25 protein-coding genes are annotated in these 22,062 nt (G+C 54.3%); 14 read left to right on the top strand and 11 right to left on the bottom strand.

Annotation, left to right across the window (positions count from 1 at the left end; all coding sequences use genetic code 11):
• Positions 1 to 8 precede the first annotated feature (8 nt).
• Entirely contained in the window at positions 9 to 272 is a 264-nt protein-coding gene (locus ACXAGQ_RS07130; RefSeq protein WP_475252854.1) for a 2Fe-2S iron-sulfur cluster-binding protein, read from the top strand.
• 9 nt (positions 273 to 281) lie between these two features.
• Complete coding sequence (fre, locus tag ACXAGQ_RS07125) at positions 282 to 992, top strand: NAD(P)H-flavin reductase (protein ID WP_475252852.1); 711 nt, start codon at positions 282 to 284, stop codon at positions 990 to 992.
• Positions 993 to 1,092: 100 nt separating this feature from the next.
• Here fre and ACXAGQ_RS07120 read toward each other — a convergent pair whose 3' ends face one another.
• Positions 1,093 to 1,968: a carboxylate/amino acid/amine transporter gene (locus ACXAGQ_RS07120; protein WP_475252850.1), complete on the bottom strand. Its 876-nt coding sequence runs from the start codon at positions 1,966 to 1,968 to the stop codon at positions 1,093 to 1,095.
• Positions 1,969 to 2,140: 172 nt separating this feature from the next.
• Positions 2,141 to 2,563 carry a universal stress protein gene (locus ACXAGQ_RS07115; protein ID WP_475252848.1) on the bottom strand — a complete coding sequence of 141 codons (423 nt, stop codon included), beginning with the start codon at positions 2,561 to 2,563 and terminating at the stop codon, positions 2,141 to 2,143.
• 297 nt (positions 2,564 to 2,860) lie between these two features.
• On the opposite strand from ACXAGQ_RS07115, the gene ftnA reads away from it, so the two are divergent.
• From ftnA to ACXAGQ_RS07095, 4 genes are all read left to right on the top strand, one after another.
• Positions 2,861 to 3,388: a non-heme ferritin gene (ftnA, locus tag ACXAGQ_RS07110; RefSeq protein ID WP_475252846.1), complete on the top strand. Its 528-nt coding sequence runs from the start codon at positions 2,861 to 2,863 to the stop codon at positions 3,386 to 3,388.
• A 78-nt stretch (positions 3,389 to 3,466) separates the two neighbouring features.
• Entirely contained in the window at positions 3,467 to 3,805 is a 339-nt protein-coding gene (uspB, locus tag ACXAGQ_RS07105) for a universal stress protein UspB (RefSeq protein WP_475254690.1), read from the top strand.
• 164 nt (positions 3,806 to 3,969) lie between these two features.
• Positions 3,970 to 5,157 (top strand): BaiN/RdsA family NAD(P)/FAD-dependent oxidoreductase, encoded by a 1,188-nt coding sequence (locus tag ACXAGQ_RS07100; RefSeq protein ID WP_475252844.1) that lies wholly within the window; start codon positions 3,970 to 3,972, stop codon positions 5,155 to 5,157.
• A gap of 282 nt (positions 5,158 to 5,439) precedes the next feature.
• Positions 5,440 to 5,979: a DUF3332 domain-containing protein gene (locus tag ACXAGQ_RS07095; protein ID WP_475252842.1), complete on the top strand. Its 540-nt coding sequence runs from the start codon at positions 5,440 to 5,442 to the stop codon at positions 5,977 to 5,979.
• Positions 5,980 to 6,061: 82 nt separating this feature from the next.
• Here ACXAGQ_RS07095 and ACXAGQ_RS07090 read toward each other — a convergent pair whose 3' ends face one another.
• From ACXAGQ_RS07090 to ACXAGQ_RS07080, 3 genes are all read right to left on the bottom strand, one after another.
• Complete coding sequence (locus tag ACXAGQ_RS07090; RefSeq protein WP_475252840.1) at positions 6,062 to 6,634, bottom strand: TetR/AcrR family transcriptional regulator; 573 nt, start codon at positions 6,632 to 6,634, stop codon at positions 6,062 to 6,064.
• An 18-nt stretch (positions 6,635 to 6,652) separates the two neighbouring features.
• A complete protein-coding gene (locus tag ACXAGQ_RS07085; protein ID WP_475252838.1) occupies positions 6,653 to 8,089 on the bottom strand; it encodes a coniferyl aldehyde dehydrogenase in 1,437 nt (478 codons plus the stop codon).
• Positions 8,090 to 8,177: 88 nt separating this feature from the next.
• Positions 8,178 to 8,759: a tRNA-uridine aminocarboxypropyltransferase gene (locus ACXAGQ_RS07080; RefSeq protein ID WP_475252836.1), complete on the bottom strand. Its 582-nt coding sequence runs from the start codon at positions 8,757 to 8,759 to the stop codon at positions 8,178 to 8,180.
• On the opposite strand from ACXAGQ_RS07080, the gene ACXAGQ_RS07075 reads away from it, so the two are divergent.
• Positions 8,682 to 8,903 (top strand): hypothetical protein, encoded by a 222-nt coding sequence (locus tag ACXAGQ_RS07075; RefSeq protein ID WP_475254768.1) that lies wholly within the window; start codon positions 8,682 to 8,684, stop codon positions 8,901 to 8,903. The genes ACXAGQ_RS07080 and ACXAGQ_RS07075 overlap by 78 nt on opposite strands.
• Here the strand turns inward: ACXAGQ_RS07075 and ACXAGQ_RS07070 are convergent.
• Positions 8,853 to 9,896 carry a COG3650 family protein gene (locus ACXAGQ_RS07070; RefSeq protein ID WP_475252834.1) on the bottom strand — a complete coding sequence of 348 codons (1,044 nt, stop codon included), beginning with the start codon at positions 9,894 to 9,896 and terminating at the stop codon, positions 8,853 to 8,855. The genes ACXAGQ_RS07075 and ACXAGQ_RS07070 overlap by 51 nt on opposite strands.
• A 69-nt stretch (positions 9,897 to 9,965) precedes the next feature.
• Here ACXAGQ_RS07070 and ACXAGQ_RS07065 point away from each other — a divergent pair, with 69 nt between their 5' ends.
• Positions 9,966 to 10,424, top strand: coding sequence for an EVE domain-containing protein (locus ACXAGQ_RS07065; RefSeq protein WP_475252832.1), 459 nt, complete (start codon positions 9,966 to 9,968; stop codon positions 10,422 to 10,424).
• A gap of 72 nt (positions 10,425 to 10,496) precedes the next feature.
• Here ACXAGQ_RS07065 and ACXAGQ_RS07060 read toward each other — a convergent pair whose 3' ends face one another.
• Together ACXAGQ_RS07060 and ACXAGQ_RS07055 are read right to left on the bottom strand one after the other, a co-directional pair.
• Positions 10,497 to 11,297, bottom strand: a complete 801-nt coding sequence (locus tag ACXAGQ_RS07060) for a Cof-type HAD-IIB family hydrolase (RefSeq protein WP_475252830.1) — start codon at positions 11,295 to 11,297, stop codon at positions 10,497 to 10,499.
• Between the two features lie 94 nt (positions 11,298 to 11,391).
• Positions 11,392 to 12,333, bottom strand: coding sequence for an alpha/beta fold hydrolase (locus tag ACXAGQ_RS07055; RefSeq protein ID WP_475252828.1), 942 nt, complete (start codon positions 12,331 to 12,333; stop codon positions 11,392 to 11,394).
• A 207-nt stretch (positions 12,334 to 12,540) separates the two neighbouring features.
• Here ACXAGQ_RS07055 and rhtB point away from each other — a divergent pair, with 207 nt between their 5' ends.
• The gene (gene rhtB / locus ACXAGQ_RS07050) at positions 12,541 to 13,158 is read left to right on the top strand and encodes a homoserine/homoserine lactone efflux protein (RefSeq protein WP_475252826.1); all 618 of its coding nucleotides are present in this window, start codon (positions 12,541 to 12,543) and stop codon (positions 13,156 to 13,158) included.
• Positions 13,159 to 13,235: 77 nt separating this feature from the next.
• On the top strand, positions 13,236 to 14,486 hold the full coding sequence (locus tag ACXAGQ_RS07045; RefSeq protein WP_475252824.1) for an EAL and HDOD domain-containing protein: 1,251 nt from the start codon (positions 13,236 to 13,238) through the stop codon (positions 14,484 to 14,486).
• Here ACXAGQ_RS07045 and ACXAGQ_RS07040 read toward each other — a convergent pair.
• On the bottom strand, positions 14,464 to 15,303 hold the full coding sequence (locus ACXAGQ_RS07040; RefSeq protein WP_475252822.1) for a LysR family transcriptional regulator: 840 nt from the start codon (positions 15,301 to 15,303) through the stop codon (positions 14,464 to 14,466). The genes ACXAGQ_RS07045 and ACXAGQ_RS07040 overlap by 23 nt on opposite strands.
• Positions 15,304 to 15,455: 152 nt before the next feature.
• On the bottom strand, positions 15,456 to 17,051 hold the full coding sequence (locus ACXAGQ_RS07035) for an AbgT family transporter (protein ID WP_475252820.1): 1,596 nt from the start codon (positions 17,049 to 17,051) through the stop codon (positions 15,456 to 15,458).
• A gap of 551 nt (positions 17,052 to 17,602) precedes the next feature.
• On the opposite strand from ACXAGQ_RS07035, the gene ACXAGQ_RS07030 reads away from it, so the two are divergent.
• Complete coding sequence (locus ACXAGQ_RS07030) at positions 17,603 to 18,325, top strand: SDR family oxidoreductase (protein ID WP_475252818.1); 723 nt, start codon at positions 17,603 to 17,605, stop codon at positions 18,323 to 18,325.
• Between the two features lie 154 nt (positions 18,326 to 18,479).
• Positions 18,480 to 19,484, top strand: coding sequence for an acyltransferase (locus tag ACXAGQ_RS07025; RefSeq protein ID WP_475252816.1), 1,005 nt, complete (start codon positions 18,480 to 18,482; stop codon positions 19,482 to 19,484).
• Between the two features lie 31 nt (positions 19,485 to 19,515).
• Here ACXAGQ_RS07025 and ACXAGQ_RS07020 read toward each other — a convergent pair whose 3' ends face one another.
• The gene (locus ACXAGQ_RS07020) at positions 19,516 to 19,848 is read right to left on the bottom strand and encodes a DUF2500 domain-containing protein (RefSeq protein WP_475252814.1); all 333 of its coding nucleotides are present in this window, start codon (positions 19,846 to 19,848) and stop codon (positions 19,516 to 19,518) included.
• Positions 19,849 to 20,078: 230 nt separating this feature from the next.
• On the opposite strand from ACXAGQ_RS07020, the gene ACXAGQ_RS07015 reads away from it, so the two are divergent.
• Together ACXAGQ_RS07015 and ACXAGQ_RS07010 are read left to right on the top strand one after the other, a co-directional pair.
• Positions 20,079 to 20,444: a DUF4145 domain-containing protein gene (locus tag ACXAGQ_RS07015; protein ID WP_107298915.1), complete on the top strand. Its 366-nt coding sequence runs from the start codon at positions 20,079 to 20,081 to the stop codon at positions 20,442 to 20,444.
• 963 nt (positions 20,445 to 21,407) lie between these two features.
• On the top strand, positions 21,408 to 22,034 hold the full coding sequence (locus tag ACXAGQ_RS07010; RefSeq protein WP_475252812.1) for a lysoplasmalogenase: 627 nt from the start codon (positions 21,408 to 21,410) through the stop codon (positions 22,032 to 22,034).
• Positions 22,035 to 22,062 lie beyond the last annotated feature (28 nt).

Genomic DNA, 22,062 nt, shown 5'->3' with positions numbered 1-22,062 from the left:
AATTAAATATGTACCAAGTCCGCCTGCTGCCCCATGATGTGGTGTTTGCCACCGACGGTGAACAAACGCTGCTAGAGGCTGCGCTCAACGCAGGCATTGCTTTTCCCAACCGCTGTCAGGTCGGCGCCTGCGCGATGTGCATGTGCCGCAAGCAGCAGGGGGAGATCCGCTACCAGCTCGAGCCTATGCTCACCGAGAAGGAGCAGGCCGAAGGCTGGATATTTGCGTGTCAGGCAATGGCAAACAGTGATTTGGTACTCCAGCTAGATTAGAGGAAGAGAATGTCCATCAAATGCGAAGTAACATCCGTCGAGCCGCTGGCCTGTAATACGTTTCGTATCCTGCTGCGCCCGGAGCAACACATTGAATTCAAAGCGGGCCAGTACCTATTGGCCGTGATGGGCGAGAAGGACAAGCGTCCGTTTTCTATTGCCAGCAGCCCATGCCGCGAAGGCGAGCTGGAGCTGCATATCGGCGCTGCCGAGCATAACCCGTATGCCATCGAGGTGGTTGAGCGCATGAAAACTGCGCTTGAGGACGGCACTGCCGTTGAGATCGAAGCGCCGCACGGCGAAGCCTGGGTACGGGAAGACAGCGACAAGCCACTGCTGCTGATTGCGGGTGGTACCGGGTTCTCGTACGTGCGTAGCATTTTGGACAACTGCCTGAGCCGCGGTGTCAGCCAGCCGATCTTCGTATACTGGGGCGGCCGCGATGAGTGCCAGCTCTATGCCAACGATGAGCTCAAGGCATTGGCTGACAAGCACGGCAACCTAACGTATGTCCCTGTGGTTGAGAGCGCGCCGGAAGGCTGGCAGGGTAAAACAGGTAATGTGCTGGAAGCGGTAAGCGATGATTTCGTCAGCCTGTCTGCTTACGATATCTACATCTGTGGCCGTTTCGAAATGGCCGGTGCCGCCCGCGAGCAGTTCTCGGCCGAGAAGGGTGCCGAGCGCGAGCGTATGTTTGCCGATGCGTTTTCGTTTATCTAAATGCAGTTCCTAGGTTCTAGATTCTAGTTCCTAGGATCTGGGAATAACAAAGGCGAACCCAAAAGGTTCGCCTTTGTTGTATTTGAGCTTGGGATATCGCTTATGCCGCGCTTGCCTGTGCGACCTTGCGCTTGACCCAGGTTTCGTTGAACCACAGCGATGCGACAATGATCGCCCCGCCGATGGCTAGCCGTACCATGTCGACATCCCGGTTCCAGATCAGGATATTGACGATAAGCCCCGCCGGTACCAGCGCATTGTTCATGATCGCCAAGGCACCGGCATTGACCAGCGTTGCCCCCTTGTTCCACAGGTAGTAGCCGAGGCCGGAGGCGATAGTGCCTAGGTAAATCAGGATACCCCACTGGGTATGGGTGGTCGGCAGTTGCTCGGTATTGCCAAACAGCAGGAACATCGGCAGCGCAACACACACCGCCCCGAGGTAGAACAGGCCAAACACGGTGTGCTGCGGCAGGTCGTCTTTTTGCTGCTCCATGATGCGCTTGTAGCCGACCTGGCCGATGGCAAAGCTCAGGTTGGCGCCTTGGACAATCAAAAAGCCGGTGATGAAGTCCTCGTTGATCCCCTCGAACTTGATCACTGCCGCGCCCAATACCGCAATGGCTGCGGTGGCCAGGTACCATGCCGAGAACCGGCGGTGCAGCATGTCGTAGATCAAGGTGACGTAGATCGGGGTGAAGATGGTGAATAGCAGCACTTCAGGTACGCTCAGGTACAGGAATGACTGGTAGTAGAAACAGTACATGATGCCGAGCTGGAACGCGCCAACCAGCATGATTTTGAGTGCCAGCGAGCGGTTCAGGTGCTGGCGGCGCAGGAACGGCAGGAACAGCAGGGCGGCCAGGCTGACGCGGGTCAGCACCGAGAACCAGGCGTCGACCTGCCCGGCCAGGTAGACCCCGATCAGGCTAAAGGAAAAAGCCCATAGCAGGGTAACAGCGGATAAGTATCCCATAGTGGTTTGTCAGGGTTATCAATTGAATGGTGGGGCAAGTGTAGCGAAAAAAACGCAGGGGAAATACAGCCAATTGGTGGGGTTACCGTCATCGGATCTGTGGCTGGTACAAAGGCAGGCACGGTGATCGGACCGTGCCTGGCCGGCGTAACTAGGAAGGATTACGCTTGGGCTATTTGAGCGGGATCATCAGCATATCGACCGGAGAGCGGTTGATCAGCTGCTTGGCCGAGCTGAGGATTTTGCTCCAGAAGTCCTGGTGGTGACCGCAAACGACCAGTTCGATATCCATGTCATCGATAGCGTGGCAGATCTCCTCGCTGAGATCACCACTGCCTACCAAGGTATGGGACACTGGGTAATTGGCCTTGTCGGCCAGTGACTGCAGCTGCTTTTGGGCCTCGTCGGCCATGCGGTTTTGGGCATCGGACAGGTTGATATCAATCAGTCCGGTATACAGCTCGGCATAATTGACGTCGATGTGGATCAGTGACAATTTGGCGTCCAGTGCCTTGGCGAGATCGGCGGCTTTGCCGACGATAACGTGGCTGTCATCGGACAGGTCGATAGCAACCAGAATATGTTTGTAAGCCATAGTTTTCACTCCTTGACTTAGGGGCTTTGCTTCATGCTAGCACCTAATTTTAGGAAAAAATATTACCGGGATCGCAACTTGTTCTGCTGTTTTACGAAATAATTTTAGCAGTGGAATTAGTTGAATTATTGAAACTTTTTAACTTATTTCGCTGGACTGACGAAAACATGTCATAGATTGTTTGCCGCTGGGCACGATGAGTTGCATTCTCACTTTTGCATTGTGACAATGGTGACAACAGCGTTTTCATACCACCCGATGAGATTGGTATACACTAGAATAGAAAGGAGTAGTGCGATGTTAGCTCAAGCAATGGTCGATAAACTCAACGAGCAAATTAACTTAGAGTTCTTCTCTTCCAACCTTTACCTGCAGATGAGTGCATGGTGTGAAGACAAGGGCTTTGAAGGTGCGGCAGAGTTCCTGCGCAAGCATGCCGTTGAGGAAATGGAGCACATGCAGCGACTGTTCACTTATGTCAGTGAAACCGGTGCATTGCCAATTCTTGGCGCCATCGAAGCACCAAAGCACGAGTTTGCATCCCTGGGTGACGTGTTCCGTGAAACTTACGAGCACGAGCAGCTGATCACCGATAAGATCAACAAGTTGGCTCACGTTGCATTCACAGCCCAAGACTACTCGACGTTTAACTTCTTGCAGTGGTATGTGGCAGAGCAGCACGAAGAAGAAAAACTGTTCAAAGGCATTCTTGATAAGATCGAGCTGGTTGGCGAAGACGGCAAGGCCTTGTTCTTCCTTGACAAAGATCTCGCCGAGATGGCGAAAGCTGGATCGACATCAGTTATGGATACAGCAGCTGGCTAATTAGCTGAGGGGCATGTCGCCATGCCCCCTTCTCACCAAAATATGGCCAGCTGACCAGTCACGTTGTTCGGGGGCTATATTATGAGTGGTGACGCAATCTTACTCGCACTTTTTTTGGTCGCTGTGGTGAATGTTTCTCGCTATATCAGTACCTTGCGTACTTTGTTAGCGGTCATGCGCGAATGCGATCCTCTTCTCTACCAGCAGGTCGACGGCCGTGGGTTTTTCTCATCCCAGGGGAATGTCACCAAGCAAATCCGGTTGTTCCATTACATCCGCAGCCATCAGTACCATAACCACCATGATCCGGTGTTCATGGAAAAATGCGCCAAGGTGCGGCGGCTGTTTATCCTTGCCAGTACCTACCTGATGATATTTCTGGTATCTATCTTTGTGGTGGCCTTTATGGGGATTTAACCCCGGGTGAGCACATGGTGGCATTCAGCCTGCAGGGCAGGTAGAATTGCGGCCCTGTGGCGATGGTAAGCCAGCTTTATGACTAAGGGATGCAGGCCAACTGGCCCCTGCGTCCCTTTTTTGTTGGGTGTGCACTTTTGATTTTGACCGATAGCGGTGGCGTAATGGCAGTGAAATTTGATGTAGTGGTAATTGGTGCCGGGGCGGCTGGCCTGATGTGTGCGGCTGAGGCCGGCAAGCGTGGGCGCTCTGTATTGGTGGTTGACCATGGCAAGAAACCAGGGCGCAAAATCCTGATCTCCGGTGGTGGCCGCTGTAACTTCACCAATTACGATGTGACAGCCAGCAACTATGTCTGCCGCAACCCGCATTTCGTCAAATCGGCCCTGTCGCAATATACCAACTGGGACTTCATCTCGATGATTGCCAAGTACGGTATTGCTTTTGAAGAGCGTGACCATGGCCAGCTGTTCTGCGAAGAGTCAGCCAAAGATATCGTGGCGATGCTGCTGGCCGAGTGCGACCTGCCGACGGTGCAGCAACGCTACCAGGTGGACGTCCATGGGATCACCAAGACCGAGAGCGGCTTTAGCCTCAATCTCAATACCGAGCAGGTCGAGTGTGAATCGCTGGTGGTGGCGACCGGCGGCCTGTCGATGCCAAAGTTGGGCGCCACGCCATTTGGCTACCAGGTTGCTGAGCAGTTTGGCTTAAAGATGGTGCCGACCACTGCCGGCCTGGTGCCGTTCACCTTGCACAAGGAAGACAAAGACGCTTTCGCCGAGCTCTCTGGGATTGCGATCCCGGCGGTGGTGGAAGCCGAAGACGGCACCACGTTCCGCGAGAACCTGTTGTTTACCCACCGCGGCCTGTCGGGTCCTGTGGTGCTGCAGATTTCCTCTTATTGGACGCCGGGCCAGAAGGTGACGGTGGATTTGCTGCCTGACTTGGAGCTGGCTGAGACCCTCAATGCAATGCGCGATAAGCACCCGAACCAGAGCCTGAAAAACTCGCTGTCCCGTTTGTTGCCGAAGCGCTTGATTGAAGTATTGATTGAGCGGGGTGACCTAGTGGACAAGCCGCTCAAGCAGTTCAACCCGAAAGATATCACGGCGATGGCGGACTATTTCCATAAGTGGACTATTGCGCCGAACGGTACCGAAGGCTACCGCACCGCCGAGGTAACCTTGGGCGGCGTCGATACCGACGAATTGTCGTCGAAAACCATGGAAACCAAGAAGGTGCCGGGTCTGTACTTTGCTGGCGAGGTCATGGATGTTAGCGGCTGGCTGGGGGGATATAACTTCCAGTGGGCTTGGAGCTCTGGCTTCGTGGCCGGGCAGAATGCCTAGCCGGTAAACAGCCTCCGACTGCCCCTTCAAATACAGCGGTGCCATGCACCGCTGTGCTTACGGGGGGCTATACTGATGTGATAGCTGCACCTATGTTTTCAGTTTTAACCATTTCAAACCATGTTGGTTGTTAACCTTTCTTTTACCCAAACCTCCCGCTAATTTTACGACTTTTAGGTAGCAGTAAGTTTTTGCTAAATTTGCTAGCAACTTGCCATAAAATGCCTATAATCCGCGCACTTTTTTATGATTTTATCCATCTCTTAGCGGAGCAGAGCTTAAATGAAAAAAATCGCATCAAAAGCGATCGTAATGACCCTTCTTGCGACGTCGCTTTCTGGTTGTATTGGTCAAATGGGCACCTCTCAGTTGGTAACTAAAGCCAACCTGAGTGCGGTAGATAACCGTTACGGCCGTGCTGGCCTGTTTGTCCTGCTAGGCCCGGTGTACGGTATTGCGGCGACGGCGGATCTGTTCATCTTCAATACCATAGAGTTCTGGACCGGCAAAAACCCGATCACCGGCAAGTCCCCGGCGGTAGCGGATACCCCGGTTGATGCAATCTTCAAGGTAAACAGCCAGCTTGATCCTTCACTGACGACGGTGCCATTGGCGAGCGTGCAGAACAGCGATATCTTCGCGGCAAGCTTCCGTCAAATCGACGAGCGCACGTTGGAGATGAACGTGGTTTACCAAGGTGGTGAGGAGGCCGTGCTGCGTGGTGAGCGTGCCGGTGATGATGTGAACTTCTACCTAGACGGCGAGTTCATTACTGCTGTCAGCATTGCGGAGCTGAGCCAGTACGCCAACAATCAGGCGTAACAGCGGCCAAAGGCGCATATACATCAAACGGGAGCCAGCAGGCTCCCGTTTTTTTATCCGTTGCAGTGCCCGTTTTAGCTAATCAGCTCGGATTGGCAGGCTGCAGGCCCTGCCAGAGGATATGGAAAGCCCCTTGCCGGTAGTTTGGATCCTGCGCCAGTTCGGGTTGCTCAATGAACAGCTGGGCGGTGCTGAGGAAATGCTGGCGGAAAAAGCTCAGTACCAATGGCATCGGCAAGGGGGCCAGCAGACCCTGCTGCTGGGCTTGCTCGACCCGGTCGCCAATGAACCCCATGGTGGTCAGCATCAGATCCTGATGGCGGCTGATGGTGTAGGCCGGGTCGTGGTTGAGCTGCAGCATCAGCTTGAGCTGGTTGGGGTTGGCCGTGGCCCATGCCAAAGCCTGTTGCCAAAGCTGGTGGAGCTGCTCGCGCAGTGCCTGTGTGTCCGATGGCGGGGCTGAAAGGGCCTGGGCCAGCTCTTGCTTGGCCTCGAGGTAGAGGGTATCGACCAGATCCTGCTTGCTGGGAAAGTGGTGGAACAGGGTACCGGTGGCCACCTCGGCCTCGCGGGCAATACTGGCCGTTGATGTGGCCTGCACCCCGTTGGCCACGAACAGGGCCAGGGCGGTATCGAGCAATTGTTGTCTTTTCATGGTTATCCTTGAACTGACTCAGCGCATGAAGAAGCCGAGCATCAGCTTTTGCCACCAGCGGTTATACGGTGGCTTGATCAGCCCGGTGGTCGCGTATTTATGCTGGGTCAGCACGGTTTTGGCCTTGGAGAAGGCCAGGAAGCCTTCCTTGCCGTGGTAGTGCCCCATCCCCGACGGGCCAATACCGCCGAACGGCGCATCGTCGGCTGCCACATGGAGCAGGGTCTCGTTGATGGCCATGCCGCCCGAGATGGTATTGTCACGGACCTGCTGCTGGACGGCAGGATCCTGGCTCATCAGGTACAGGGCCAGCGGGCGCGGGCGCTGCTGTATGAAGCGGATGGCATCATCCAGGTGGTCATATTCAATTACTGGCAGCAGCGGGCCAAAAATCTCCTCGTTCATCAGCGTAGCTTGTTCAGGGACGCTGCTGAGCAGGTGGGGGATCAGGCGGTGGCGGTCATCACTGCGGGCGTTGTCGTGGCATGGGTAAACATCGGCACCAAGCTGTTTGGCTTCATCCAGCCACTGGCACAGGCGCTGGTACTGGCGTGGGTTGATCACCGAGGCAAAATCCGGGTTGTCTACGCCGCCGGGGTAGTGGCGGTTGAACTGCTCGATAAAGCTGTTGATAAAGGCTTGGGCTTGGCCCTTGGGCACCAGGATGTAGTCGGGAGCAACACAGATCTGGCCGGCGTTCATGCATTTCCCGAATAGGGTTCGTTCCACGGCTAAGTCGATGGGCATGTCTTCGGCAACGATCACCGGCGACTTGCCGCCTAGCTCCAGGGTGACCGGGGTCAGGTTACCGGCTGCTGCCCGCATGACATGGTGGCCGACCGCCGTTGAGCCGGTAAACAGCAAGTGGTCAAACGGCAGCTGGGTGAAATGGGCTGCGGCATCGGCCTCGCCTTCGAACACGGCGACCTGATCGGGCTGGAAAGTCGTCTCTATCAGGGTACGCAGCACCTTGTTGGTGGCTGGGGTAAACTCGCTGAGCTTGATCATTGCCCGGTTGCCTGCCGCCAATGCGGCGATCAGCGGGCCAAGGCTCAGCATTACCGGGAAGTTCCACGGCACCACAATGCCGACCACACCGACAGGTTGGTAGTGCACTGTGACCTTGGCCGGGGTTAGCATTAACCCGGCATGGCGGCGGGATGGCTTCATCCAGCGCTTGAGCCTTTTCAGGGTGTAGTTGATGTTGTTGATGCAGGGAACAATATCGGCCACGAGGGAGTCTTGGCGGTGGCGCTGGCCATAGTCTTCAGCGAGGGCTTGGCAAAGGGCCTCACGGTGCTGCCTGATGGCTTTTTTCAGCGCAGTGAGTGACTGCTTACGCTCGTCAAGCGAAGGCATGGGGGCTTCCCTGGAGGCCGCCTGCTGGATATGAAGCGTGCGGTCCATCTCGGTGAGGTGCTCTGGCTGGATCTGGATCTTTTCGGCTACGGTCATCGGTTGGTCTCCCTCTCTATAAAACCGACTAGTCAGTCGGTTTCAGTATAGAAGACTTTACCTGACTGTGAGCTGGTATTGTAGCCTGTTATTTTTTGTGGCCGCTTTTTTCGGCCTTGAACACATCCATAAAAAGGTTGAAGTAGCCTTGCAGCTGCTGAGCATCCTGGGGGTAACCTGCTGTTTCAAGGAGGGCTATCCCTGCCTCGCAGGTGCACAGGTTGCCCGGCTGCTGGTTACGCCGCAGGGCGTAGGACGAATCAGTGCCTGGTGTTAATTCAAGCCGGGGCAGGGAAGCCAGCCAAGGGCTGCGCCGGATCATCTTGCGCGCTTCCTGCCAGGTGGCATCGAGCAGGATGAACAGCGGCGTTTTGCCGCCATTGGCTTTGTAGGGCATGGCCGGGACGGCGTCATCACCGGGGAACAGAAGCCAAGGCTGGTATTGCGGGTCGGCCAGCATTTCCAGCAGCGCCTGGGGAGGATTGACCCGATCCCATACCTGGCGCAGGCAATGTGGCAGGCTGCGCTCCATCAGCAGGCCGGTATTGGTGTCCTTGCCCATTTCCCTAGGGTGGGTGAGTAGGACAAAGACATGCGGGCAGCCAAGGGTAGGCTCGGCATGGCAGATACAGTTGTGCTGGAAGCCGCAGCGCGGGCAGGGGGTGGTCATGGTGCTTGGGTACTGGCCTGTGGGTTATGCCATGCAGTGTGGCATAACCCAGGCCGGAAAGGGAGGGGTTTCGTTCCGCAGGGCAACCTTTGCCTAGTCTTGCACCGGGCTGAGTTTGTCCAGCGTCAGGCCGCTTTCACCTAATTCGTAAGTTTCTCCGTTGATGACTTCCTGCCGGGTGGTGAGCTGGCCATCCTCGCGGGTAAACAGCCTTTCGCTGATCAGCCTGCGGCCCTGGTATTGTGCCATGGTGACCTTCACCTTGCCGTCGCCAGCCTGCTGCCAGAAGCCTTTCTCTTTCAGGCCCGGTTGGCCGTCGCTGTAGCTGTACTCGGTCACCGCCGAGTGGTCAGGCAGCAGGTTCAGTGTGGTCGTCAGTACCGTTGCGCCCAGGTCGCTGTGGCCCTGGTAGCTGCCGACCCAGTGCTGGGTGACGTCGGTTGCCCCGAGGGTGGCGCAGCCGGTGTATTCGATGCCTTGCCAGGTGAGGGTCGACTGCCAGCCATAGAGCGCATCGCTCATGGTGTCGTTGCACTGGGCCAGGGTCATGGTCAGGGTAAAATCACGCCCAGTGTATACCTGCTGGCCGGCGCGGATATCACGGCGGGTAATGGTTTGCTGCTGGGTCGGGTAGCTGATCCGGTTGAGGGAAACAGTGTCCCCTGCCACATCGATACTCCAGCCGGGCTCGTTGCCGAAGGCCCGGGTGGTGCGCGGAGGCTGCTGGCAACCCTGGCCCATTTCAGCCGACAGCAGGTTGATTTGCCTGACGTTGAAGCGGGCATCGTAATCGGCGGCAAAGCCTTCTTCCGGCGCAGGCTCAAGGTAGCCGATAAACTCCCCGTAGATCGGGTCGTAGCCACGCGGGGCGACCGCGTTGGCGGCCGGGAGGTCACCTGCCGGCAAGTGGAGCCAGTATTGCTGGTTGCTGCCGCACGGCTGGATGCTGCGGCTTTCGTGGCCGATCACCACCTGGCCGCGCAGCATGAAGGCTTGCACCTTGCCGCTGCTGGTGGTCACCTCAGGTGTGGTGAGCGCTTCTTCCTCCGCTGTCGGGGCGGAAGAAGGGTCACTGGCACACCCTGCCAGCAACAGCACGGCAGCGAAGGGGGCTAGGGGAAGTTGTCGGCGTATCATCGGGATCCCTCGTTGTGATAGGCTGGGGTATAGAGTCAGTTATACCAGATAAATAAAAAGAGTATCAGAATGGCGTATTGGTTATTCAAGACAGAGCCGGACACCTTTTCGATAGACACGCTCAAGCAGCAAAAAGTTTCCTGCTGGGAAGGTGTCAGGAACTATCAGGCACGAAATATGATGCGTGATGACATAAAGTTAGGGGATCAGGTACTGATTTACCACTCCTCTTGCAAGGATGTCGGTGTGGTCGGCATTGCCGAGGTGGTGCGCGAAGCCTATCCGGATCATTTCCAGTTTGATCCCGAAGGGCCTTACTTCGACCCGAAATCGGACCCGGATAACCCGCGTTGGATTATGGTCGATATCGAGTACCGTCGCCATTTGCGCCTGGTGTCATTGAAACGGATGAAAGCTAACCCGGCATTGGCTGAGATGCTGCTGGTCAAGCGCGGCAACCGCCTCAGCATTATGCCGGTGACCGAGGGGCAGTGGCAGGAGATCCTGCAGATGACCGGGCAGTTCTAGCTGTGGTGGGAAAATAGAAAAAGGAAGCCGCGGCTTCCTTTTTCTATTTTCAGTGCGATCTATCAACCCGCTTTACTTTAGCAGCAGGGCACTCAGGTAGTGTGCCACCGCCTCATCACTGCAGCAGCCGATCACTTCATTCTCAGGCAGGGCAGCCTTGACCTTGGCATGCGAGGTGCCCATCACCAGGCCCTTGCCGGCCATTGTCAGCATCTCAACATCATTCATCCCGTCACCGAAGGCAATGCAGTCAGCCAGGGCGTAGCCTTTCTCTTTGGCTACGGCTTCCAGGGCATGGCCCTTGGACACATTAGCATCCATCACTTCCAGGCACCAAGGGGTTGAGAACGCCACATTGGCCTTGTCACCGAACTGGGCGTTGATCTTGTCTTCCCACTCGACCAGTTTGTCATGGTCGCGGTCGTCGCGGGTGAAGAAAATCTTGGCGACGCCTTCGAGCGGCGGGTTGTCAACGTCAAACAACTGGTAGCTGAAGCTGTCGTGGAATTCACGCAAAGTCGGGTCTTCTTTGTTTAACAGCCAGTCGTCGTTGCGGTAGATATGGATCAAGAGCTCCGGATCCTGCTTGGTCATGGCGATAATGCCGGAGATAACCTCAGGCTGGACATCCTGCTTGAAGATCACTTCGTTCTTGCAGTTGTGCACCCGGGCGCCATTGGAGGTGATCATGTAAGCCGGGATCCCCAGTTGCTCGCGCAGCCCTGCCACATCTACGTGGTGGCGACCGGTGGCAAAGATAAAATCTTTGCCCTGGTGGTGGAGCTGGTTGAGGGTATCTTTGGTAAATGGGGCAATTTTATGGTCTGGCGTCAGCAGGGTGCCGTCCAGATCCGATGCAATAATTTTGTACATGAAACCTCTCGCGGTAGGAACAGAGGCCCAATACCGTGGCATTGGGGAAACAGGGCAATTTTAAACCAGTTCCCCCAATAGAAAAGAGGCTAATTTATGCGTTGGGTATTTCCGCTTTCCTGAAGTGCTCGAGCGTCGAGGCCAAAGCCGGGGTACGGAAGGTATCGGCCTCGAACAATAGTTCGTGGCGGGCGCCCTCGATGACCTTGAACTGGCAGTCACGGCTGGCCTGCTGCATAGCCTGGTGGAACTGCTGTTGGGCCGCGTTATCTATGATGGTGTCCTCGCTGGCTTGCAGCAGCAGGACGGGGGTCGTGATATTGCCCGCCTCGCTGATGCAGCATTTGGCAGCAGCGAGCCCTTGCCATACCCAGCGGGCGCTGGGGCCGCCTATCTTCAGCTCAGGCTTGTGTTCGTAAAGATCGCGGAACCATTGGTAGCGAACCTTGCTCTGGGTCAGCGGGTTGTTGTGGAAAGGCTTGGGGTAGTATGGAGCCTGCCCCGGGGCATAGCTTGGCTGGCGCTGCAGTTGTTCCATCACCCGGGCGAGCGGGGAGGCAATTGGGCGCATCCATTTGTTGATGTTGATACCGTGCATCGGCGCGCTGAGTACGGCGCGTTCAATCGTGCCGGGATGGCGGGCCAGGTACAGGCTGGTAATGGTGCCGCCCATGGAATGGCCGAGCATAAATAACTGCTGGTAGCCCCTAGGCTTGACCACTGATTCGATAAAGGTATCCAGATCCGACACGTAGTCATCGAAATGCCCTACATGGCCAAGCTCGGTGTCGTCGGCCAGGCGGTCGGATACCCCTTGCCCACGGTGGTCGAGGGCGAAAACATCGTAGCCCTGGCGGGTCAGGTCATAAAAAAGTTCCTGGTATTTCCAGTAGCTTTCGATCCGGCCATTGACGACAATAATGGCCTTGTCCGGATTATTGCCGGTGAAGGCAGCCCAGCCGATATTGGTGCGGTTGACCCCTCCGAACATGCCTTCTTGGCGTTGCTGCCACAGTTCGGCTGCCGGTCCGGCCATGGTTTGCTCGAATCGGTTTTCCTGGGATAGGTCAAAAAAATGTGGGGGCTGGACAGTCATTGAACATCTCGGTTAACAGCATCTGGGGCAAGTATAACCCAATGCCATACAATATGTTGCCATAAGGCGTGAACAGCTGTTAACGTGTAGCGTTTTTATGCGGCTAGCAGCATGGTTTGTTAGAATAGCAGAAAAGGAAATGGGCTTATGGCGCTTGAAATTTGGTTGGCTTACCTGGCGACGGCGGTCGTGTTTAGCATTGCACCGGGGTCGGGTACCGTGAACTCGATCAGCAACGGGATGGCCTATGGCTGGCGCAAGTCGCTGGCCTCGATTGTCGGGCTGCAAATTGGCCTGGGAATTTACATTGTGCTGGTGGGGGTTGGCCTTGGCGCCCTGCTGGCCCAGTCGGCGACGGCATTTGCGGTGATCAAATGGGCCGGGGTCGGGTACTTGGTCTGGCTTGGGGTACAAAAGTGGCGAGAGCGGGGACAATGCCTGATTGCCGGGGAGAGCCCGCAGGTGTCGGCCCGGCAGCTGTGCCGCCAGGCGGTGCTGGTCAATTTGACCAATCCTAAAACCGTGGTTTTCCTGGTGGCTTTGTTCCCCCAGTTTATTGATCCTGCCCAGCCGCAGGCACCCCAGCTATTGGCTTTGGGGATCACCACGGTTGTTGTCGATACCTTGGTGATGCTGGGCTATGTGGTACTGGCTTCCCAGTTGGCAGGTTATATCCGCTCTGCAAGGATAATGGCAGCCCTGAACCGGGTGTTCGGTTCAATGTTTATTGGCTGCGGGGCGTTGCTGGCAACCGCCAAAGCCTGATTATGGGGCAGCCTGCATTAGGCTGCCGTTGAGGGCCTGTGGTATTTGCCCTCTGTTGTGGAGACTCGTTCAGATTTATGTATTCCTACGTTGCACGCCAGCCTATTTTCAACCGCCATCAAAAGACGGCAGGGTATGAGCTGTTGTTTCGCGCGGGTGAGAGCAATGCCTTTCCAGCCGGTGTCGACGAAAACAAGGCGACTTGCCGCTTGCTGGTCAATAGCTATATCGCCGATAGCGACGGCATGGCACAGCCGGGCAAGCGGTGTTTTATCAACTTCCCCCACCAGAGCTTGGTCAGGCTGCTGCCAACCCTGCTGCCGAAAAAGCAGGTCGTTATCGAGGTGCTGGAAACGTGCGATCCCAATGACGAGTTACTGCTGGCTATCCGCCATCTAAATCGGTTGGGGTATATGATTGCCCTCGATGATTTCAATATGGATCCCCGCTGGCAGCGCTTCTTGCCCTATGTCCATATTATCAAGCTCGACCTGCTCAAGATCGGTACCGATGCCGCCTGCGAATACGTCAAGCAGAACCGCAGCAGGAAGCTGATGTTCCTGGCCGAAAAAGTCGAGACCCACACTGACTATACCCAGGCCCACAACGCCGGGTTTCATTTCTTCCAGGGTTACTATTTCAGCCGCCCCGAGTTGCTCAAGAGCCGCAACCTCAAACCTGAGCGGCTATCGACGTTGCGCCTGCTGCAGGAAGTTTGCCAGGATCAGGTCGACTTTGAACGGGTAGAGCAGATCGTCGCATCGGATCTGTCGCTGTCCTACCTGCTGCTTCGCTACGTCAACACGGCGGTGGACCGGCTCAAGGTTCCGATTAGTGAATTCAGGCAGGCGCTGTTATATCTCGGTGAGGAAAAGCTCAAGGTGTTTGTCAGTGCCGTGGCCACGGCGCAGGCTTCGTTTGACAAGCCTCACGAGCTGTATGCCTTGTCGCTCCAGCGCGGTCGGATGTGCGAAATCCTCGCCTCGGCCTGCGGGCAGAATGTTGAGACCAAACCCGCCTTCATGACCGGCTTGCTATCATTGCTCGATGCCCTGCTTGACCAGCCCTTGGAAGAGTTGTTGGCCCAGTTGCCGCTAGAGGCAGAAATCCGCCAGGCCCTATTGAGCCAGAAAGGCCCGTTGGGGCAGTTGCTGGAGCTGACCGTCGCCTACGAACAGGCACGATGGCCTGAGGTCAATAGCTTGGGAGAGGTGCTGGCGATCGATGCGCCGCGCATCGGCCAGAGCTACCAGTTAGCCTTGCAGTGGTCGTCAAAATATACCCTCCAAGCGCCACCGCGCCACTTCACTGCCGCACAAACTGGCTAAGTGCCTTCACTGTTTCGCTCAGGGCCGGGTTGAGGGTCTTGTTGGCCGGGTAGCATAGCCCAAGGCGGCGGAACATCCTTGGCCCGTCAAGCGGGACGGTAACCAACTCCCTGGCTGTTTCCAGCACCCCGGTTGGCAGGAAGGAGATCCCAAGGCCCGCCTGGACCAAGTGCATCACCTGGGTTTTGTGCTCGGCTTTGGCCACGAGGTTGACCGCCAAACCGTCGCAGGCCAGCAGACCGATAGTCTGCTGGTGGGCCTCGCACGGCGGGCACTCGATGAAGTCATGCTGGTGGAGCTGCTCGGGCTTGACCTTGTCCAGCTTGGCCAGTGGGTGGGACGGTAGCATGCAAAGTACGTAGTCCTCCTCCCATAGAGGCAGAAAGATCTCATCATCCTGTTTGAACATATCCAAGGTCAGACGCGCATCGGCAGGCGCCTCATGATCGACCAGCTCTAATAGTAAGCTAGGAATATGCTCACGCAGGCAGCCGAATACTTCGGCCAGCGCGCTCTGGCTCAGATCGGGGAAATTGCCCAGTTTGAGTGGCAGGCACTCGGTGCGCTGCTGGAATAGCGATGGCAGGCGGTTGACATCGCCCAGCAGGCGGACGGCCAGCGGGTAGAGGTAATGGGCCTCGTCGGTCAGGTTGACCCCTTTCTTGTGGCGCTCGAACAAGGTGGTGCTGAGCTCCTCCTCCAATTGCTTGATGGCATTGGAGATCGAGGGCTGGGAGACAAAGCAGCGCTCGGCAGCAAGGGTAATGTTTTTTTCTTCGTAGACCGCGACAAAAAAGCGCAGCAGGCGGAGGTCCATGGCATTACTCTGCAGGCAAGTGATGGGGCTATGATAACAGAGAATGGATAGCAAAAAATGGACAGCAAAGAATACGTTCAGGGAATTAAATGGGCGGGGAGGGAAAAACACAAAGCCGGGCAGAAGCCCGGCTTTGGTAACAGAGAGTTGGATTAGCCTACGCTGTAGTAAGTAGCAGCGCCAGGGCCGACTGGGATACCGAATACGAATACCCACAGGTAGAACATCACGCTCCAACCAACGATGAAGACGAGTGAGTATGGCAGCATGGTTGAAATCAGCGTACCCAGACCCAGGTTTTTCTTATAGCGAGTTGCAACCGCCAGGATCATACCGAAGTAGCTCATCATCGGGGTGATGATGTTAGTCACGGAGTCACCGATACGGTAAGCCGCCTGGATGGTTTCAGGCGCGTAGCCAACCAGCATCAGCATCGGAACGAAGATTGGTGCTGTTACAGCCCACTGCGCCGACGCTGAACCTAGCATCAGGTTGATAAAACCACACATCAGGATGAAGGCGAAGAACAGTGCTGGACCTGTTAGGCCAATTGACTGTAGGAAGTCTGCACCGGCAACCGCGAAGACCTGACCGAAGTTGGTCCAGCTGAAGAAGGCAACGAACTGGGCAGCGAAGAATACCAGCACGATGTACATACCCATTGAAGACATGGATTTTGACATCGCATCGATAACATCGCGGTCGTTCTTCATCGTGCCGACAACTTTACCGTAGACAAAGCCAGGGATAGCGAAAAAGACGAAGATAAAGGCAACGATACCTTTCAGGAACGGTGAACCTGCAACCAAGCCTGTGTCAGGGTGGCGTAGGATACCGTTTTCAGGGACGATAGTCAGAGCCAGCAGGCCAGCAACGACTAGTGCCGCAAGACCAGCCATTTTCAGGCCTTTCTTCTCAAGATCGGTGATCTTACCAAGTTTATCGCCACCTAGCTCTTCGCTGGCTTCCTCTGGGTTGTACTTACCCAGTTTAGGCTCAACAATCTTTTCGGTAACGAAGGCACCCATGATGGTGATGGCAAACGTCGATGCGAACATGAAGTACCAGTTAACCTCAGGGCCAACTGCGTAGTTCGGGTCGATCATTTGTGCTGCTGTCTGGGTAATACCTGACAATAGCGGGTCAACGGTACCTAGCAGTAGGTTGGCACTGTAGCCACCGGATACACCGGCAAACGCTGCGGCAAGACCTGCTAGCGGGTGACGGCCCAACGAGTGGAATAGCATCGCCGCTAGTGGTACCAATACCACGTAGCCTAGCTCAGAAGCGGTGTTAGAAATGATACCTGCGAAGACAACGACCAAGGTCACCATGCGGCGCGAAGCGCCCATGACCAGGCCACGCATAGCAGAAGACAGCATGCCTGAGTGTTCGGCAATCGCCACACCCAGCATCGCAACCAGTACGGTACCTAGCGGGGCAAAGCCAGTGAAGTTGGTCACCAGGTTGGCAACGATTTTTTGTAGGCCCTCTGCATTGAACAGGCTGACCACATGGATCATACCGTCGGCAGCTCGGCCGGCAGCACCTTCCGGACGCGGGTCAACGACAGACACGCCGAAGTAACCAGCAATACCAGAGGCGACCAGGATAGCCACACAGAAAAGGGCAAAAAGAGTAATTGGGTGTGGTAGCAGGTTACCCAGCCACTCGACGGTATCTAGAAAACGGGTAAATAGCGTTTTCTTCGGTTGTTGTTGTGTTTGCGGTGAAGCAGATGAATGCATCACGACCTCCATTTATCGTTTTAATCCCATCAATGGGTACATCTCTTGTCGCGGGGAAGGTTACGTCATTGTTAACGCCATAAACAAGATATAATTGTGTCTAAATGTGTCATTTGCTCATTTTTTGTCTGGTTTTTGTTAATTTTTGGTGGTTATATGCTGTTTTCGTGATGGTTGTTCCGGTTGTCATTGTTGATTTTTATGAAATCAGTTGTCCATTTTCGGTTTGTTAACCTTTGCTCAATAACCGGATATCAATTAATTAGAAATCGCAGCCCGAAAATAGCGTGCTAAAACTCACAAAAAGGATAATTTATCGCCTATAAATTCCTGTGTGATAGCATTTCATTAACCACCTTGTAGCATTTTGAGCGTCGGGATTTCAGTTGGTATGGCTATCCATAGCTAATATTTATGATAAACAGAGGTAATCGATATTTTTCACTAAGGGATTAGGCCGATATAGTAGCGCCCATCTGCTGGTGGCCACTGGTACGGACCTGGCGGGCAAAAGCCCGAGGTGATGTTCTCTCTATATATAAGGTGAAACTATGTCTAAGTCTCTTGTTGTGATCACTGGTGCAAGTTCTGGTATTGGCGAAGCAACGGCAAAAACGCTATCTGCACAGGGACACCCGTTACTGTTGCTGGCACGCCGTGTTGACCGATTGACTGCACTGGGCCTGCCAAATACGATGTGCCGCCAGGTGGATGTTACCGATGGCCCGGCGTTCGCAGCAGCAATTGAGGAAGCAGAAGCCCAGTACGGCCCGGTTGATTGCCTGGTCAACAATGCCGGTGTCATGCTGCTTGGCCTTGCCCACGAGCAAGATCCGGCAGAGTGGAAAACCATGTTCGATGTCAACGTGATGGGGCTGCTTAACGGTATTCATGCGGTTCTGGCCAAGATGAAAGCTCGCCAGGGAGGAACGGTGATCAATATCAGTTCGATTGCCGGGCGCAAGACGTTCCCGAACCACGCAGCCTACTGTGGCACCAAATTCGCCGTGCATGCGATCACCGAAAATATTCGCGAGGAAGTCGCTGATGACAACGTGCGCTTTATTACCATTGCCCCTGGTGCGGTAGATACCGAGCTGCTGAGCCATACCACTAGCGATGATATCAAAGCAGGTTACGAGGAGTGGAAAGACGGTATGGGCGGAGTGATTGCCCCGCAGGATATTGCCAATGCCATCAATTACGCTTACCAGCAGCCGCAACACTTGTGTATCCGTGAAATTGTGCTGGCGGCAACGCGACAGCAGCCATAAGCAGCGTTTGGCGGTTGCAGGGCTGAATGTCAGCATTAGGTGATTTATGCGGTAAATCTATTCTTATTCAGTTACTTAATAAAAATCGCCTGCTATATTCAAAAGGGTATCCACGAGGGATACCCTTTTTTGGATCGACGGTTAGGGGGAAGGTGTGAGGGAGAAGGTTCGCTTTTTTGATGTACTGCGCTGTGTCGCAGCCGTTGCCGTGGTGGTGATCCACGTCCTTGGCCCATACCGCGATCAGTTCGGTATCATGCCCGACAGCGGCTGGATAACCGCAACGACCTTCAATAGCTTTAGCCGCTGGGCAGTGCCTGTCTTTATTATGATCACCGGCGCCCTGATGCTGACCGATACCCGCCCGTTCGAACTTGGCTATTATATCCGCCGCCGGCTCGGCAAGGTATTGGTGCCTTTCCTGGTGTGGTCGGTGTTCTATGCTTGGCTCTCCGGGGTATCACCGGCAGGTTTCGATGGTGCCGTGGCTCTCGGGACGCTAAAGGCCCTGCCGGTGCACGAAACCTACTACCACCTCGGCTTTTTCTATTATTTTATCCCGCTGTATTTTGTCATTCCTTTCCTGCGCTATTTTGTCCAGCAATATGACAGGCAGGCGACACTGGCCCTGACGCTGGTATGGCTCGCCCTGACAACCTTGTTCTTGTTCAAAATTGACGGCCCATGGAGCCATGAGCTGGTGCTCTATAGTGGGTACTTACTGTTGGGCTACTGTGTTTACCAGTTGCACTGGCCAAGCCTGAAGTGGCTGCTGCCACTGGGTATCGTAGCCTTGTTACTGACCGATGCCATGGTACTTAGCAACAGCTTTGCGGCCGGGGAGTACAAAGTCGGCCGTTGGATGTCGTACAAAACTCTCAATACCGCCCTGATCGCTGCCATGGTCTTTGCGCTGGGGCGCTATGTGGCGGGCAAGATCAGCGAAGGCTGGCTCGATAGGCTGGCTTTCATGAGCCGCTACAGCCTTGGGGTTTACTTGCTGCACCCTATATTTTTATGGCCGGTAAAGGCCTACGGCTGGTACTTCCTGCCACCGGTATTGATGATCCCGCTTTGGACTGTGGTTATCACAGCCTTGGCCCTGGCTGCCAGTTGGCTGCTGGCCAGGAGCCCGAAAACGGCCTGGTTGGTTCCTTAGCAAGCCGCCTGGCTATTGATGTAAACCGTGTTTAGTCGCGCGTGAGCGCAAAATGGCGGAAGGTGACACCCTGGTAGGTCATTACCCCTTTATCCCCCGGGTTTAGGGCATGGTAATAGTGGATACCCACCATAAACTCTCGTTTCGGACCGCCCTTGGTTGGCTGGACATAAATCCAATACTCTTCGTCATCTTCCCCGGGGCGCGCTCCCATGACCGGAGTGCTCTGTTTGTCGAGGATTTCGACCTCGATCTGCCGCTCCAGGGCATTTTCCCCCTGCGTATGTTTGCGGTAGACGTGGACAAAGCAATAGAGGGCAACCGCCAGCAGGGCAATAATGATAACGGGGATGGTAATAGGCATCAGGACTTCCTTGTTGCAGAAAACGGGGTTTCATTATTGTGCAACTCGAAGGGGCTGAATATGCCCGGCGGCAAAAAGCGTGATCATGGCTGGGTTACAGGCAAGGGCTATGTCATTCAGTGAAGCGGTTATCCCCTCAGGGAATTCCCCGCCAAGGCGAAACGCGGTACTTTGCTTTCAGGCAAAGTCGAGGTAAGTTAGTAGAAATAATAGGCAAGGAAAGAGAGTCGATGGCAAACATAGAGTTAGTGGTAACACGTTCAAGGCGGATCGAAAGCCTGCTGCGTGAACATTACCATGCTGAGGGCAAAGGCTTGCACCAGCTGATCACTAGCTGTGAAGAACGCCTACCCCATGAAATTATTCCCAAGCTACGCTTTATTGCTTCGGTCCGTAACAAAACGGTTCATGAAGAAGGGTACAAACTCGACGATAAGAAAGGCTTTATCGCAGCCTGCAATGCCTGCGAGAAAGAGCTGACTCCGCGTAGCGGCCGGTTTGTCTGGACGGCGGCCGCCCTGTTGGTGGTTGGTGTCACGGCACTGGCTATCTGGTTCTATTCTATCCACTGGCACCGGATTGACCTGACGCCTTGACCAGGCAGGGGAGACAACCGGTGGGTATAATCTGGACAAAACAAAAAAGGTGCCGATAAGGCACCTTTTTTTTGAATTTTTTTTGCTTAATAAATCACTGGCAGCGTCATTAATCCGACAACCACTGCGATCATCATAAGCCCTTGTTTTTGAGAAGGTGTGAACATGTTAAGGCTCCTTTTAGCTGCTGATTTGATGTTGTAAATAAGAATAGCATTAATTTTATGCGATTATCAAGCTGTATTGTCATATTCTTGTCATAAAAATAATTTATGGAGCCGATAAACCGCCTTTTATAACTAAGTGAACTGTGTTTTTTGAGCTGTTTGAAAAGTATTCTGATTTGGTTGTTAGTGTTGTATGTTGATTTAAATTATTGTTTTTAAATGTTTTATTTTTTTAATTTCTTCGTTTGATTTGTGCTTTATTTATTTGTTGTTGAAAATGAAGCTTGGTGCTTTGGTGGATCATCATTAGGGGTAAATGTGGTGTTTTGTCTTTTCTGGCTAATGCCAAGCAACAATTAATGGGAGGTGGATTGAATAAACCGGCAGGTTTTATGCCAATTTACAGTTATAGATGCTTGAGTGGTCCGTTAGCTAGTTGGGCAATGTTTTTGGTGGGGTAAAGGTAAGTTTTTGTTTTTATCTGTTTGTTTTTTTATATTTTTATTTATTTTTCTGTAAGTGTTTTTTGTGTTTGAAATAGGCGGGTTTGCCTTGTATACCTTACACTCTTGGCCAAGACTCCCCCTGCTTGCCAGTCAAACGTTTGCCATTTGGGTTTTTCAACCGGCTCAATAAGCGGGTTCACAGAACGGCTATTGGGAGCGTGATTAATATGATTCTCCGCTAGTTATTGGCCTTCGTTGCTAGACAATCGCCTTTCAGATCCTAAACTGTGCTTGCCGCTGAGAGTCCGGTTCATTGCCAGCGGCATCTTTATAATAATAACGGTGAAACTATGTGGGTTTGGTTAGCCATTGCTCTTTCTGCTCTTCTACATATAACGGCGGCCTATCACGGCCCCCGTTGGCAATTTTACATTTTCAAGCCTTTCACCATGCTGCTGCTAGTCGGTGTGGCCTGGCAGGCTGGTGATGGCGGTTTCTACCACAGAGCTATCTTGCTTGGCCTGATGCTGTCAGTGGTGGGTGATGTGTGCTTGATGTGGCCCAAAGACCGTTTTGTGGTGGGTTTAGGCGCGTTTGCCCTGGCGCATGTCGCTTATTCGGTGGCTTTCTGGTCGCAGCTCGGTAGCGAGATCCTGTGGTGGCTGCCAGCGATGCTGGCGGCAGTGGGGGTGATCGTGTTTCTGCTGTTATTGCCTTCATTGGGCAAGATGATGATACCCGTTGCTGCCTATATTGCAGTGATCGTGCAAATGGCTTGGGCGGCCGGTGAGTTTTGGCTGACGACCTCGACAACGATGGCGCTGTTGGCTTTTGCCGGTGCGGTGGTATTTATGTTTTCCGATCTCTGTTTGGCCATTGACCGTTTCCGGGGGGCGTTCAAGTCGGCGACGACAATGGTGATGACCAGCTATTTCCTTGCCCAGTCTTTAATCGTTGCCACGTTACTGGCTATTTAGTGACTGATTCCTGAAACTTTTCCGCCTC

Source organism: Photobacterium sp. ABD4_091, assembly GCF_056160145.1.
The sequence above is the reverse complement of the archived record's forward strand: the minus strand, read 5'-3'. Positions and strand labels throughout refer to the sequence as shown.

Excerpts from the sequence above, each read along its gene's own strand:
- ACXAGQ_RS07130 (WP_475252854.1), top strand. The coding sequence starts at position 9 with ATGTACCAAGTCCGCCTGCTGCCCCATGATGTGGTGTTTGCCACCGAC.
- fre (WP_475252852.1), top strand. The coding sequence starts at position 282 with ATGTCCATCAAATGCGAAGTAACATCCGTCGAGCCGCTGGCCTGTAAT.
- ACXAGQ_RS07120 (WP_475252850.1), bottom strand. The coding sequence starts at position 1,968 with ATGGGATACTTATCCGCTGTTACCCTGCTATGGGCTTTTTCCTTTAGC.
- ACXAGQ_RS07115 (WP_475252848.1), bottom strand. The coding sequence starts at position 2,563 with ATGGCTTACAAACATATTCTGGTTGCTATCGACCTGTCCGATGACAGC.
- ftnA (WP_475252846.1), top strand. The coding sequence starts at position 2,861 with ATGTTAGCTCAAGCAATGGTCGATAAACTCAACGAGCAAATTAACTTA.
- ACXAGQ_RS07100 (WP_475252844.1), top strand. The coding sequence starts at position 3,970 with ATGGCAGTGAAATTTGATGTAGTGGTAATTGGTGCCGGGGCGGCTGGC.
- ACXAGQ_RS07095 (WP_475252842.1), top strand. The coding sequence starts at position 5,440 with ATGAAAAAAATCGCATCAAAAGCGATCGTAATGACCCTTCTTGCGACG.
- ACXAGQ_RS07090 (WP_475252840.1), bottom strand. The coding sequence starts at position 6,634 with ATGAAAAGACAACAATTGCTCGATACCGCCCTGGCCCTGTTCGTGGCC.
- ACXAGQ_RS07085 (WP_475252838.1), bottom strand. The coding sequence starts at position 8,089 with ATGACCGTAGCCGAAAAGATCCAGATCCAGCCAGAGCACCTCACCGAG.
- ACXAGQ_RS07075 (WP_475254768.1), top strand. The coding sequence starts at position 8,682 with ATGCGGGCAGCCAAGGGTAGGCTCGGCATGGCAGATACAGTTGTGCTG.
- ACXAGQ_RS07080 (WP_475252836.1), bottom strand. The coding sequence starts at position 8,759 with ATGACCACCCCCTGCCCGCGCTGCGGCTTCCAGCACAACTGTATCTGC.
- ACXAGQ_RS07070 (WP_475252834.1), bottom strand. The coding sequence starts at position 9,896 with ATGATACGCCGACAACTTCCCCTAGCCCCCTTCGCTGCCGTGCTGTTG.
- ACXAGQ_RS07065 (WP_475252832.1), top strand. The coding sequence starts at position 9,966 with ATGGCGTATTGGTTATTCAAGACAGAGCCGGACACCTTTTCGATAGAC.
- ACXAGQ_RS07060 (WP_475252830.1), bottom strand. The coding sequence starts at position 11,297 with ATGTACAAAATTATTGCATCGGATCTGGACGGCACCCTGCTGACGCCA.
- ACXAGQ_RS07055 (WP_475252828.1), bottom strand. The coding sequence starts at position 12,333 with ATGGCCGGACCGGCAGCCGAACTGTGGCAGCAACGCCAAGAAGGCATG.
- rhtB (WP_475252826.1), top strand. The coding sequence starts at position 12,541 with ATGGCGCTTGAAATTTGGTTGGCTTACCTGGCGACGGCGGTCGTGTTT.
- ACXAGQ_RS07045 (WP_475252824.1), top strand. The coding sequence starts at position 13,236 with ATGTATTCCTACGTTGCACGCCAGCCTATTTTCAACCGCCATCAAAAG.
- ACXAGQ_RS07040 (WP_475252822.1), bottom strand. The coding sequence starts at position 15,303 with ATGGACCTCCGCCTGCTGCGCTTTTTTGTCGCGGTCTACGAAGAAAAA.
- ACXAGQ_RS07035 (WP_475252820.1), bottom strand. The coding sequence starts at position 17,051 with ATGCATTCATCTGCTTCACCGCAAACACAACAACAACCGAAGAAAACG.
- ACXAGQ_RS07030 (WP_475252818.1), top strand. The coding sequence starts at position 17,603 with ATGTCTAAGTCTCTTGTTGTGATCACTGGTGCAAGTTCTGGTATTGGC.
- ACXAGQ_RS07020 (WP_475252814.1), bottom strand. The coding sequence starts at position 19,848 with ATGCCTATTACCATCCCCGTTATCATTATTGCCCTGCTGGCGGTTGCC.
- ACXAGQ_RS07015 (WP_107298915.1), top strand. The coding sequence starts at position 20,079 with ATGGCAAACATAGAGTTAGTGGTAACACGTTCAAGGCGGATCGAAAGC.
- ACXAGQ_RS07010 (WP_475252812.1), top strand. The coding sequence starts at position 21,408 with ATGTGGGTTTGGTTAGCCATTGCTCTTTCTGCTCTTCTACATATAACG.